Here is a 13,733-nt window from a genome sequence, read left to right on the forward strand (position 1 = left end):
TCTTAGTGGCAAGAAATCGGTGTGAATTTCGTTAAATTGATACCTTCAACAGCATCTTGGTATTCCTCGATATTCGGAATTCTACCCAAAATAGCCGAAAGAACAACCACAGGAGTAGAAGCCAATAAAGATTCACCTTTTTTACCATCTCTATCTTCCACCACACGACCTTGGAAAAGACGCGTAGAAGTCGCCATTACGGTATCTCCTTTTTCCGCTTTTTCTTGGTTACCCATACAAAGGTTACATCCCGGACGCTCTAGATACATGATGTTTTCGTATTCTGTACGCGCTGCATTTTTCGGTGCATCGTCATTAAATTCGAATCCAGAATATTTTTGAAGCATTTCCCAATCGCCTTCTGCTTTCAATTCATCGATGATGTTGTAAGTAGGCGCTGCAACCACTAATGGTGCGTTGAATTTAACTTCACCTTCTTTTTTCTCAACATTTCTCAACATTTGCGAAACGATTTTAAGGTCGTCTTTATGAACCATACAAGAGCCTACGAAACCTAAATCCACCGCTTTTGTTCCGCCGTAATACGTCAAATCACGAATCGTGTCGTGCGTATAACGTTTAGAAACATCTTCGTTGTTAACGTCTGGATCGGCAATCATTGGCTCGTTGATGATGTCCAAATCAATTACCACTTCAGCGTAATATTTTGCATTTGCATCAGGTTGAAGTGCTGGTTTAGAACCCGATTTAATTTCTTCGATACGCTTGTTTGCTTTGTCGATAAGACCTTGAAGAACTTTATTATGATTATCCATTCCTTTATTAATCATAATCTGAATTCTAGATTTTGCGATTTCTAAAGATTGAATTAAAGTATCGTCTTGTGAAATACAGATTGACGCTTTCGCTTTCATTTCCGCCGTCCAGTCCGTGAATGTAAAGGCTTGGTCTGCCAACAAAGTACCGATATGAACTTCGATAATTCTTCCTTGGAAAACGTTTTCACCATCAAATTGCTTCAACATCTGCGCTTGAGTTGCATGAACCACATCACGGAAATCCATGTACGGTTTCATTTCACCTTTGAAAGTCACTTTCACAGATTCTGGAATTGGCATAGACGCTTCACCAGTCGCTAAAGCCAAAGCCACAGTCCCTGAATCGGCACCAAAAGCAACACCTTTAGACATTCTTGTGTGCGAATCTCCACCGATGATAATTGCCCATTCATCAATTGTAATGTCATTCAAAACTTTGTGAATAACGTCGGTCATTGCATGATATTCACCTTTTGGATCTCTTGCTGTAATTACACCGAAATCATTCATAAACTTCATCAATTTAGGAATATTGGTTTGCGCTTTTTTGTCCCAAACCGAAGCGGTGTGACATCCTGATTGGTAAGCTCCATCAACGATTGGCGAAATAACTGTCGCTGCCATAGATTCAAGCTCTTGAGCCGTCATCAAACCTGTTGTATCTTGAGAACCAACGATATTTACTTTTACACGAACGTCTGAACCTGCGTGTAATGTTTTTCCTGGCGTTACGCCAACAGCATTTTTGTTGAAGATTTTTTCAACCGCTGTTAAACCTTGACCTTCTTTTGAAATTTCTTTTGCTGGAGCAAAAACCATTGGCGCTTCAATACCTAAAGTTTGTGCTGCAAAAGTTTGAATTTTTTTTCCGAAAACAATCGCGTAAGAACCACCCGCTTTGATGAATTCCATTTTTTGCGGTGTTAAAGAACGAGCGATGTCGATTAATTCTTGGTCGCCGTTGTATAATTTTTGAGTCTTCGTATTAATTGTTAAAACCGTACCTGTCGCAACAGAATAAACTTCTTCTAAAATAGGTTCGTCATTTTCGTTACGAACAACGTTTCCGTTTTCATCTACTTTTTTAGTCCAGTTTTTAAGGTCGATACCGATACCACCAGTTACGTCAACTGTTGTTAAGAAAATCGGTGAAATACCATTAGTCCCTCCAACAATTGGAGCGATATTCACGAAAGGTACGTAAGGACTCGCTTGTTTTCCTGTCCAAAGTGCAACGTTGTTAACACCCGACATACGAGAAGAACCAACGCCCATTGTTCCTTTTTCTGCGATGAGCATCACACTTGCATCAGGATGTTGTGCTTGTAACGCACGAATTTGCTCCTGAGCTTCTGGGGTAATCATACATTTACCGTGCAATTCTCTATCAGAACGGGAGTGCGCTTGGTTTCCTGGAGACAATAAATCCGTAGAAATATCTCCTTCACCAGCGATGAATGTTACAATTTTAATTTCTTCTGCAACTTCTGGAAGCTTTGTGAAGAATTCTGCTTTTGCGTAGCTTTCAAGAATGTCTTTTGCAATTGCGTTTCCTGCTTTGTAAGCATCAGCTAAACGTGCTGTATCTGCATCATACAAGAAAACCTGAGTTTTAAGAACGTCAGCCGCTTGTTTTGCAATCGCTTGATCGTTTCCTAAAGCCAAATCCAAAAGAACTTCGATAGACGGGCCGCCTTTCATGTGCGACAACAATTCGAAAGCGAAACTTGGCGTAATCTCCGCAACTGCAGTTTCACCAAGAATAATTTCTTTCAAAAATTTAGCTTTTACACCCGCTGCAGGCGTCGTTCCTGGAAGCGTGTTGTAAATTAAAAACTGAATAGAATCTGCTCTGTTTGGGTTGTTAGCATCTTTGATCTGCGCGATGATTTCGCTTGTAAGTTCTGCTCCGTCAATTGGTTTTGGATGCAAACCTTGACCTTTTCTTTCTTCAATCTCTTGAATATAATCTGTATAAACGCTCATAATACTTGAATTCACTCTCTTTTGATGTGCCCATCAAAAGGGAAGTTTTTGGGGTATGTTAAATATTGATTTATAGGCTGCAAATTTACAAAAATTTACTGGGTATCGGAAGGTTATTAAGGGTAGAATTGTCGTAAATTAAAGTGAAAAATAGAGTTTTAAAGCTCAAAATGATGTTTTAATCATTGATAGAATTTTTCACTTCGTTAATTTGATAAGGTGAATATATTCGGATTCGGCTCTATCAAGGGGTTTGTCTGGGCTTTTTTAGAACACCAATTGTTTTTCCTATTTTTGGCCAAAAATTTGAAAATACAAACAAGTATGAAATGGATTTTAGTAGTCCTGGCTACTTTTATGTGTGAAAATAGTTGGGCTCAAAATAATGATATGCAACGATTTGCAAAACTAGAAGATTTGGGTGCGGACCCAGCGCAAATCGTCGTGAAAAGTGATTCTATTCCCTTATTAATTCCTCGAAAAAAGAACGGATTATTTGGTTTTGTTAATCAAAATGGGAAGTTTGTGATTCAACCGCAATATTCTAATGTTGGTTTCTTTGCGGAAGATTGTAATTTGACAAGTTCGTCCAATCAAAATGCTCGAAAATACGGCAGCAATCAGTATGCTTCTGTGCGAAAAAATAACATCGATTACCGTATTGATGCGAAAGGTCGTAATGTGTACAAGTTTGTAGATTCGGATCTAGCAAGTTGCCCACCGCAATTTAAGAAGCAGAAATTCAATGCTTATACGCAGAACGGCTTTTATGGAATTATCAATAATCAAACGTTTAAAGATCCATTAGATTACAAGCAGTATTCAATTTATCCGCAGTATCAATATTTATATATTTTAGAAGGCGACGATCTTAACAATCCAATGATTATCGCGGTTCATAACAATATGTTCGGAATTGTTGATGTGCATAATAACATCATCGTTCCCTTTATTTATGAAGATATCAAGCGAAATTTCAGTTGGAAACTCGCTCGTTTATTTGAAGTTACTCAAAATGGTGTTGATTATTTCTATGTTGATCAACATAATCAGCGATATTAAAATAAAAAGACTACATTTGCCCTGAATTTTAGGGGTGCTGTCAAAGGCTGAGATTATACCCAAGGAACCTAGAACAGATAATGCTGTTTAGGGAGCAATCTGAATTTAGCGCTGAATTCGGAACTGGTATTCTAACTTATCGAACCCCTTTTATTCCAATAAATTTTAACAAACGAAATTTAAAAGAATGAAAGGTTTTTTATTTATGGGACTATCCATTAGTTCCTTAGGTTTTGCGCAACAAAAGGCGCAAGACACTGTAACGGTAACCGAAATTGAGTCGGTTAACTTCACCAAAAGGCTTCCTGTGGTAAAGGAAGTTATCAATGTTCAAAAAGAACTTAATTACAAAAATTTAGGTCAAGACCTACCGATTTTGTTGAAAAATCAAGCCTCTGTTGTTTCGACTTCGGATGCGGGAAATGGCGTTGGCTACACGGGATTTCGAATTCGTGGTGTGATGGGCACGAGTATCAATGTGATGATGAATGGAATACCTTACAACGATTCTGAAAGTCAAGGAACGTTTTTCGTGAATGTTCCCGATTTAACGAGTTCGGCTTCGCAAATTATGATTCAACGTGGTGTAGGAACTTCCACCAATGGTTCTTCGGCGTTTGGAGCAAGTGTGAATGTGATTTCCAAAGATCCAGAAGAGACGTTTTATATTAAATCCGATAACAGTTACGGTTCATTTAATACGTACAAATATTCAGCAGAAGTAGGTTCTGGGAAATTCTGGAATAACCGTTTGTCTTTGATGGGTCGATATACTAAAATCCATTCAGATGGCTATATTGATCGCGCAAATTCGAAATTGGATTCGTACAATTTCACTGCTTTATTCGAAGAAAACAATACGAAAGTTCGGTTGATGGCTTTTGGTGGAAAAGAAAAAACCTACCAAGCTTGGAATGGAATTGATCCTGAAACGTATAAAACCAATCCGAAATACAATTTTTCAGGAGCAATTTACGATGCTAATTGGGAAAATATTGTCGGATTCTACGATAACGAAACCGATAATTACAGACAAAATCATTATCAATTATTGTGGGAGCAGAAGTTTTCGGATATATGGAAATTGGAAACAACACTTCATTATACAAAAGGAAAAGGCTACTACGAAAACTACAAGCAAGACGCTAAATTTTCGAAATACGAACTTCCAAATCAGATGGTTAATGGAGCTGAGGTAAAACGAAGTGATTTCATTCGTAAAAAATGGTTGGACAATGATTTCTATGGTGTTGTTTCTACATTATATGGACGTTTGGAGAACGTCGATTTGAATTTTGGAGTCGTTGCTAATCAATATTACGGAAGACATTTTGGAAATATAACGGGCGTTTATTTTCCACAAATTCAAGAGCATGAATACTATCGAAATCGTTCTGTGAAAAACGAAATTTCAGGTTTTGCCAAAGCGTTGTATAAAATGAATCGATGGGAGCTTTTTGGAGATCTTCAAGTTCGAAATATTGGCTACAATACGTTGGTTTTAGATGCTGGTGACGGCGAAGGTTTTAATTTTGATAAAAATTGGATGTTCATCAATCCAAAAGCGGGAGTAAATTATAAAATCAACAATGGAAAGATTTTCCTTTCCTACGCAATCGCTCAAAGAGAGCCGAATCGGGATGATTTGGAAGAAAATAACAATACCAAAGCTGAGTTTCTTCAAGATTGGGAATTGGGATTTGAAAAACAAGTTTCGCCTAATTTTTCTTGGACGGCCAACGCATATTTCATGAATTACAAAAACCAATTGGTGTATTCTGGTGTGATCAACGATATTGGAGAGTTTGTTCGTGAAAATGCCGATCATTCCTATCGCGCGGGTGTCGAAATCGCTGCCATAGCAAATTTGACTTCAAAATTTCGAGTAAATGGTAATTTGTCCTTCAGTAGCAATAAAATCAAAGAATTGAATTCTTTAAAAAATGATGAATTGGTTGTTTTAAAAAATGTTGAAACCTCCTATTCACCTAATGTTATTGCGAATTTAGGTTTGCATTACGATTTCTCAAAAGAATTTACAGTTGGGTTAACCAACCAATACATAGGGAAACAATATTTGGATAATACTGAAAACGAAAACTTTAGATTAAAAGAGTATTTCTTGTCGGATTTCAATGCAAGTTATGTGCTTCAACTTCCAAAAAACACGTTTGAATTTAAACTTTTAGTTAATAACATATTCAACAAAAAGTACGTGAACAATGGTTATGTTTATGGTGATACACCTTTCTATTTCGCGCAAGCAGGAACTAATTTCATGTTTGGCGTAAGTTGGAAATTTCAATAAAAACACATTTCATATAAACTAAAAACGGAGTGGTCATTTTCGGATGACCATTTTTTGTACGAAATAGCTTAAATTTGCCACGCTATGAATACAGTTTCTTCTTCAATTTTAGACTATTTGAAAAGCTACGAACGAGCTCAAGTTGCAGGTTTGGGCACGTTTTCAATGATTCAATCGGGAGCAAAAGTGGTTGATGGTACCAAAAACATTCTTCCGCCAGCAACCGAAATTGGTTTTGTGTATGATGAAACCACTTCTGATCAAGGTTTGATGGATTATGTTTCGTCTAAAACGGGTTTGTCTTCAAGACAAATTACGACTCAGATTGAAGATTGGAAAATTGCATTGATCAATGCGAGAGAGATAGAACTTCCAAATCTTGGAAAGCTTACCAAAGAGAATGATACACTTCAATGGAAAGGAGAGCGAGTAGAGTCATTAAGCCCAGATTTTTTTGGTTTAGAAGAAATTAATTTGGAACAACTTAACTCGAAAAACTCAGGTTCCGAAGGAGATTACAAGCAAAATAAAGCAATTTTGTGGACGTTCTTAGTTGCTATTCCGATTGCAGGAATTCTCATCTTAGCGTATTCGCAACGTGATCGAATTCTTGGCAGAAAGTCGTTTGACGTTTCAGTGAAAACATCAACGCATCGTATTCCTAAAGCGGCTCCTGTAAAGATAGATAGCCTACAACAAAATCAAATAAAAGCAGACAGCTCAAGCGTTTCTGCACCCTAATATTCTTTTTTATGGTAAAAACCAAAACGGCTCAAGAATCGCTTACGATTATGACCAATATCGTTCTTCCGAATGAAACCAACTCGCTTCGAAACCTTTTCGGCGGAGAGCTTTTAGCAAAAATGGATCGTTGTGCTTCAATTTCTGCTGCAAGACATTGCGAAAGACGTGTGGTAACGGCTTCGGTGAATCATGTTTCTTTTAATCATCCGATTCCAGAAGGCGGAATTGTTGTTTTGGAGTCGAAAGTGTCTCGCGCATTTTCAACCTCGATGGAAATTTATGTAGATGTTTGGTTGGACGACCCAATTGCAGGAGTGAAAACCCATACAAATGCGGGTATTTATACGTTTGTAGCGGTAGATGAGTTTAATAAACCGGTTCCAATTCCTGATATGATTCCTGAGTCTGATGTGGAAATTGAGCGTCACGCTGCGGCAATGCGTAGAAAAGAACTTTCTTTAATTCTTTCAGGAAGAATGAAGCCGCAAGAATCAATTGAGTTGAAAAAACTTTTCTGCTCGAATCCTGACTAATTTTTTCTCGATAATTTTGAATTGCTTGCTATGAAAATTCTTCAGCTCGACAAAAATCATCCTTTAATTTCGGAACAGCTTACCGCCAAAGGATTTGATGTGGTCGAAGATCATCATTCATCGTACGATGAGGTTCTTACTAAAATTCAGGATTATGAAGGTATTATCATTCGTAGTCGAATTCCTTTGGATGAGCAATTTTTAAGAAAGGCAAGTCATTTAAAGTTCATCGCTAGAGTAGGAGCGGGAATGGAGAATATTGATGTTGTAGTTGCTGATGAATTGGGCATTGCTTTGATCAATTCACCAGAAGGGAATCGGGATTCTGTTGCCGAACATGTTGTCGGGATGCTTCTTTTGTTGATGCATCGTTTGATGATTTCGTCTCTTGAAGTTAAAAATGGAATTTGGCTTCGTGAAGAAAATCGAGGCGACGAATTGCTTGGAAAAACCTTCGGAATTATCGGCTATGGAAATATGGGAAAAGCAACGGCTAAACGACTTTCGGGCTTTGGTTGCGAAGTTATTTTCTATGATATTTTACCAAATCTTTCGGATGAATTTGGAACGCAAGTAAGCTTAGAAGAATTTCAAAATAGAGCAGAAGTTGTTAGTTTGCACGTTCCCATTACGGATGAAACCTATCACATGATTGATGCGGATTTCATTTCCAAAATAAAAAATTCGTTTTATTTAGTCAATACCGCTCGTGGAAAAAATATCAAAACGAAAGATTTAGTTGAAGCGCTAAAGTCAGGGAAAGTAAAGGCTGCGGCTTTAGATGTTTTGGAGTATGAAAAGGCTTCTTTTGAAAACCTTACCGAGTCTAATGACGATTTAGATTATCTATTACATTCGGACAAAGTTATCGTAACGCCACACATCGGTGGATGGACTGTACAGAGCAAAGAAAAATTAGCTCAGTTCATTGTAGATAAGATTTTACGCTTGTATTCTTAACAAATCTTTATGATTTTCTCGCCCTCGTTTTGGAATAAATTATGTTAAATTGCACGACTTAATTTTATTTGAAAAGAGAGAAAATGTCGTCTATCAAAAGCATATTTCTATTTAGTTTTATAGCTATTCTTAGTATTTCTTGTAAGAAAGACAATCAAGATCAAGCAGGAAAATATTCTTCAAATTTACCCAACTACGGAAACGTCGATGTGAATTCTGTTTTTACGGAAGCAGATTCTCAAGTTCAGGATGAAGGTTTTGTACAATCTTTTCTGGACCAATATTACAAATCCGTTTGGGTAAATGGCGATCTTTGGGGTGGGATTCTCGTAGCGAAAGGTGATAAAATTTTGCTAGAAAAATATAGAGGGTTTTCACAAGATGGAAAGCAAAGTCCGATTGACGATAAAACGCCTATGCATGTTGCGTCAATCAGTAAAACATTAACGGCAATGGCTGTTTTAAAATTGGTTGAAGCTAAAAAAGTAGATTTGGACGATCATGTAACGAAATTTTTCCCTGAATTTCCTTACCCAAAAGTAACTGTAAAAACGCTTCTTAATCAACGAAGTGGACTTCCGAAATATGAGTATTTTCTGAATCAATTAAGTCCGCGTCCGATGACGTTGGATAAAAAATTCTTAACCAATCAAGATATTTTAGATTTATTGATTCAGTTCAAACCAGAATTGGCTCGAGAAACCGATACCGGATTTATGTATTGCAACACCAATTACGCAATGCTTGCTTTAATTGTTGAAAAGGTTACCAAAACCAAATTTCCAGAAGCAATGCAAGAAATGATTTTCAAACCTTTGAGGATGCAACATACCTACATTTTTCAAGAAAAAGATACAGCGAAAGCGGCGAAATCATTTTATGCACGTGGGCCTCGCGTTTATCCATACGATCAATTGGATTTAATTTATGGTGATAAAAACGTATTTACAACACCACGGGATTTATTTACGTTTTCTAAAGCCATGTTTTCTAAAGATTTCTTAACTGCGGATCTTAAGGAACAAATCTTTACGCCGTATAGCAATGAAAAACCAGGCGTGAACAACTACGGTTTGGGTTTTAGAATGAAAATATTCGACGATCAAAGAAAACTGACGTATCATAACGGTTGGTGGCACGGTAGCAACACGGTTTTTGCCCATTTACTAGATTCTAAAGTGACTATTATCGCCATTGGAAATAAATATTCGAATCGTGTGTATTCGGCTTTGGCTTTGTCTGCGTTATTTGAAGATTATCCTTTCGAACGTGAAAAGTTGCAGAAATCCATTCAAGGATCAGATAGTACAAATCTCGATACGACAAATACAGCTTCTAACGGAATGTATAGCGAATAAACCTTAAATTTGCACAAAACATCGTATGAAGAAGGTTCTTTTTTATCTGTTACTGCTCGGTACTTTGTATTCGTGTGCGCGTGTTGGTTCGCCTAATGGTGGGATCAAAGACAGTATTCCACCGAAATTGGTGGGTTCTAATATCGACACGACTCGTATCAATGTTCCACGAACCATTAAGCAATTGCGTTTGGATTTTAACGAGTATGTAACCCTTAAAGAAGTTCAAAAAAATCTGATTATTTCACCTCCCATCAAGTACAAGCGTATTCTTCCGACAACGTTGGGAAATAAGTATGTTTTGGTGGAGTGGGATGAAGATTTACAAGAAAATACGACCTACAATTTCAATTGGGGAAATGCCATTGCCGATCTTAATGAAGGAAATGTTTTGCCTTATTTTAATTTTGCTTTTTCAACAGGAGATAAACTTGAAGAAACCTACATCAGTGGTGAGGTGAAATCTGGTTTTACTATGGCAAAAAAAGGGGCAACAGATAAAAATGAGTTTGTCGTAGGCCTGTATCAACAAAAAGATACGATGGACTACACGAAAAAGCCTTATTACATTACAAAAGCCGATCCTGATGGGTATTTTGAACTCAACTATTTAACACCTGGAAAATATAGAATTGTCGCTTTTAACGATACCGATCAAAATTCTGTTTTCACGCCAGGAAAAGATGATGTTTATTTTCAGAATGAACCTTTGAATGTTGAAAAAAGCATTTCTGGGATGAAAATTAAGACCTATCCTTCGCAAATGAGAGTGAAATTTGTAGAGTCTAAAGAGCAAAACGGAGGCGTTTTGTTCAAGTTTGAAGGTGGGCCTGAAAAAGTTGAAATGATTTCCCAAACGGAGAAATTGAAAGACTATAAAGTAGAACATCAGAAGTTTTCAGATTCGGTGATGGTTTGGTTTGATGATAAGCAACTTCAGCTTCCAGAAGCTAATATTAATGAGAATTTGAAGTTCTCGTACGTGGCTGATACAGTGAAAGGAAACGTTTCTTTGTATTATAAAGCCAATGTAAAAGAAGAGTTTACACTACGTAATTCGGTTCAGGGATTGATGCCTCCAACGGGTGAATTGGTTTTAGAATCGACGAAGCCAATAATGGAAATTCAACCTGAAAAATGGGTATTGAAAGTCGATAGTTTAACACAGCAAGCGTTCACTGCCGAAATCGGAAAGCTGAATAATCGTAAAATACGCATTCAATCCAACTGGACACCAGGAAAAAAATACGAGTTGATGATTCCTAAAGAAACGGTAAGCACCTATTATCAGAAACTTCCGAAATCACATCAAATCAATTTCGAATTTGATAAACCTGAAAACTACGGAAACCTGGTCGTGAAACTGGTTTCGAAACCGAATGCTAAGTTCTGGGCGCAATTGCTTTCGGAAAATGATGAGGTAAAATACACGCAACTTGTAAATGAGCAAGAATTCAAATTTAGTGGTTTAAAGCCGGGAATGTATTATGTGAGGTTGCTCGTAGATAATAACGACAACGGACATTGGGATTCTGGAAATTTATTGGAAGGACGACAGCCGGAACAAGCTTTTGTTTACGATAAATTAATTGAAATTAGACCGCTTTGGGATAATATTGAAGATGCATGGGATCCATTGAATTCAAATGTACAAACAGAAGTAAATGAAACACCCAATCGTTAAAATTCTCCTAGGAATTATCGCTTTTTTCGCTATTATTCAGTTGATTCCAGTTGATTTTACGAATAAGCCTGTCAAGAAATCTGAGAATTTTGTTGATCTTTTTCAAACTCCGGGAAACATCCGTCAGACCTTGAAAAATTCATGCTATGATTGTCACTCCAATGAAACGGAATATCCGCAATATGTAAAAATTGCGCCTATTTCGTGGTCTATTAAAAATCACGTGAATGAAGGGCGAGAACATCTTAATTTTTCCGAATGGGGAACGTTCAATCAGGATTTGAAACGAAATATGCTAGAAAATGCGATTGCTGATTTGCAACAAAAACGAATGCCCAAAGAAGGTTATGTTGCACAGCATCCGGAAGCGAGAATGTCTCCAGAAGCAAAAACAGATTTAATCAACTACCTTTCTGAATTATTGAAATCAGGAAAATTTTGATTGGTATTTTTTTAGGAAGGTTTTCTGCGACTCAAAAGCGAGTTGGTCGAAATCCAAATCTTTAATCGGAACCCAAACCGTTTCAGAAATTTCATCTAAAGCTAGTTTTACACTCATTTTTTCTTCCACTTCGTATTCGAAGAAAATATCGACCGTATTGTAATCAAAACCTTTGTAATGATAAATATTGGGCTGCGTACCTAAGATTTTTAAACGATTAAGGTCAATTGAAATTTGCAATTCTTCGTATAATTCACGAGTGCAGGTTTCTTCTGCCGATTCTTTCGGGTCAACAAAACCGCCCGCCAAATCGAGTAAACCTTTCTTAGGATCTTGATTTCGTTTTGTGAAAAACAATTCGTCTTGATACCGAATTAATACTGCCACAGCTGCAGCGCAATTATGATAATAAACGTAATCGCAAGAGGAGCAATTCCATTTATTAATTCCGTTCCATTGTAGTGTGGTTTGGCCGCATTTGGGGCAGTATTTCAATTCAGTCATAAAATTTTATCGTGCGTTTCGAGGATGATAATTCAAAATTACTTCCCTCAATTCTTCTGTTTTTAAGTGGGTGTACACTTGCGTTGTTGTGATGCTCGAATGGCCTAACATTTCTTGTATAAATCGCAAATCAGCACCATTTTGAAGCAAATGCGTCGCAAACGAATGTCTAAATGTATGGGGCGAAATCTTTTTGTTGATTCCCGCCTTTTCTGTAAGTTCCTTAATAATAATGAAAACAATCACTCGAGAAAGACTAGATCCTCTAGAGTTTAAGAATAGATAATCCTCGTATCGTTTATTGATTTTACCTTTTGCTCTAACGTTATTGATGTAATTTTGAACCAATTTCAAAGTATATTCAGCTAAAGGAATAAAGCGAACTTTACGTCCTTTTCCTTCCACTTTCATAAAGCCTTCTTTGAAGTTGATGTTTGAAATTTTAAGCTCGATTAACTCAGAAACTCGTAGCCCACAGCCATATAAAACTTCGACAATACAATGGTTTCTGATGCCGAGATCTGTTGACATGTCAATGTTTTTTACGATACGTTCCACATCTTCGTAGCTCAAGGTGTCGGGTAAATACAATCCCAATTTTGGGCCTTCTAATAAAGCAGCAGGATTGTCTTCTCTGATTTCGTCTTCCACTAAGAAGCGGAAAAATGCTTTTACGGAAGAAATCCAGCGAGCTTGAGATCGTTCACTGAATTTTTCTTTCGAAAGTTTGAATAAAAATTCTTGCAAATGTTCATGCATGATTTTATCTGGAGTCAGGCCGTCTAAATTCTCCACTGCGAATTCTTTTAGTTTCCTAATGTCTCGCATATACGCCTCTAGCGTATTGTTTGAGAAGTTTTTCTCAAATTTTAGATAATTGATAAAGTCATCAATTTTCTCATCCCAATTCATCATTCTTTGTGTTTTTTTTGTTTTTTTCTAAAGTCCCATTTGTTCCATGGGAATTCTGACGACTTCGATGTTATTGTCTTTTAAAAAATCGACGCCTTCATGATCCGAATATTCGTTTATATAAATGACTTTTCGGATTCCTGACTGCAAGATCAGCTTGCTGCATTCTTTGCATGGCGAGAGGGTGATGTACAAGGTTGCGTCTTTTGCAGATTGGGTAGATTTAGCCAATTTCAAAATTGCATTAGCCTCAGCGTGCAGGACATACCAGTGTGTCTTACCATTTTCATCTTCACAAGTATTGGGTGCACCCGAAGGCGTTCCGTTGTAACCATCCGAAATAATCATTCGGTCTTTTACAATTAAAGCGCCTACTTGTCTTCTCCCACAATAGGAAAGGTTGGCCCATTCTGCGGCCATTTTCAAGTAAGCGATGTCAAATTTATTTACCGTCATTTTAA

The 13,733-nt window shown here is 37.2% G+C and carries 12 protein-coding genes; 8 read left to right on the forward strand and 4 right to left on the reverse strand.

Annotated elements, in window-relative coordinates:
* Positions 1 to 2: 2 nt before the first annotated feature.
* Positions 3 to 2,765, reverse strand: a complete 2,763-nt coding sequence (locus AC5XHR_RS09025) for a bifunctional aconitate hydratase 2/2-methylisocitrate dehydratase (RefSeq protein ID WP_495950447.1) — start codon at positions 2,763 to 2,765, stop codon at positions 3 to 5.
* Between the two features lie 324 nt (positions 2,766 to 3,089).
* On the opposite strand from AC5XHR_RS09025, the gene AC5XHR_RS09030 reads away from it, so the two are divergent.
* The 8 genes from AC5XHR_RS09030 to AC5XHR_RS09065 all read left to right on the forward strand — a co-directional run bounded on the left by AC5XHR_RS09030 (position 3,090) and on the right by AC5XHR_RS09065 (position 11,856).
* Positions 3,090 to 3,827, forward strand: coding sequence for a WG repeat-containing protein (locus AC5XHR_RS09030; RefSeq protein ID WP_495950448.1), 738 nt, complete (start codon positions 3,090 to 3,092; stop codon positions 3,825 to 3,827).
* A 187-nt stretch (positions 3,828 to 4,014) separates the two neighbouring features.
* Positions 4,015 to 6,135: a TonB-dependent receptor gene (locus AC5XHR_RS09035; protein WP_495950449.1), complete on the forward strand. Its 2,121-nt coding sequence runs from the start codon at positions 4,015 to 4,017 to the stop codon at positions 6,133 to 6,135.
* 84 nt (positions 6,136 to 6,219) lie between these two features.
* Positions 6,220 to 6,876 (forward strand): hypothetical protein, encoded by a 657-nt coding sequence (locus AC5XHR_RS09040; RefSeq protein WP_495950450.1) that lies wholly within the window; start codon positions 6,220 to 6,222, stop codon positions 6,874 to 6,876.
* 11 nt (positions 6,877 to 6,887) lie between these two features.
* Positions 6,888 to 7,412 carry an acyl-CoA thioesterase gene (locus tag AC5XHR_RS09045; protein ID WP_495950451.1) on the forward strand — a complete coding sequence of 175 codons (525 nt, stop codon included), beginning with the start codon at positions 6,888 to 6,890 and terminating at the stop codon, positions 7,410 to 7,412.
* Between the two features lie 30 nt (positions 7,413 to 7,442).
* Positions 7,443 to 8,372, forward strand: a complete 930-nt coding sequence (locus tag AC5XHR_RS09050) for an NAD(P)-dependent oxidoreductase (protein ID WP_495950452.1) — start codon at positions 7,443 to 7,445, stop codon at positions 8,370 to 8,372.
* 83 nt (positions 8,373 to 8,455) lie between these two features.
* Entirely contained in the window at positions 8,456 to 9,730 is a 1,275-nt protein-coding gene (locus AC5XHR_RS09055) for a serine hydrolase domain-containing protein (protein WP_495950453.1), read from the forward strand.
* A 25-nt stretch (positions 9,731 to 9,755) separates the two neighbouring features.
* Positions 9,756 to 11,414 (forward strand): Ig-like domain-containing domain, encoded by a 1,659-nt coding sequence (locus tag AC5XHR_RS09060; protein ID WP_495950454.1) that lies wholly within the window; start codon positions 9,756 to 9,758, stop codon positions 11,412 to 11,414.
* Positions 11,395 to 11,856, forward strand: coding sequence for a heme-binding domain-containing protein (locus AC5XHR_RS09065; RefSeq protein ID WP_495950455.1), 462 nt, complete (start codon positions 11,395 to 11,397; stop codon positions 11,854 to 11,856). Before AC5XHR_RS09060 ends, AC5XHR_RS09065 begins: the two co-directional genes overlap by 20 nt.
* On the opposite strand, the gene AC5XHR_RS09070 is transcribed toward AC5XHR_RS09065, so the two are convergent.
* From AC5XHR_RS09070 to AC5XHR_RS09080, 3 genes are read right to left on the reverse strand one after another with little or no spacing between them, the layout of a single operon-like run.
* Positions 11,842 to 12,360 (reverse strand): NUDIX hydrolase, encoded by a 519-nt coding sequence (locus AC5XHR_RS09070; protein ID WP_495950456.1) that lies wholly within the window; start codon positions 12,358 to 12,360, stop codon positions 11,842 to 11,844. The genes AC5XHR_RS09065 and AC5XHR_RS09070 overlap by 15 nt on opposite strands.
* A gap of 6 nt (positions 12,361 to 12,366) precedes the next feature.
* The gene (xerD, locus tag AC5XHR_RS09075) at positions 12,367 to 13,272 is read right to left on the reverse strand and encodes a site-specific tyrosine recombinase XerD (protein WP_495950505.1); all 906 of its coding nucleotides are present in this window, start codon (positions 13,270 to 13,272) and stop codon (positions 12,367 to 12,369) included.
* 27 nt (positions 13,273 to 13,299) lie between these two features.
* Entirely contained in the window at positions 13,300 to 13,728 is a 429-nt protein-coding gene (locus AC5XHR_RS09080; protein ID WP_495950457.1) for a deoxycytidylate deaminase, read from the reverse strand.
* Positions 13,729 to 13,733 lie beyond the last annotated feature (5 nt).

Source organism: Kaistella sp. CFF1-2 (assembly GCF_059509915.1).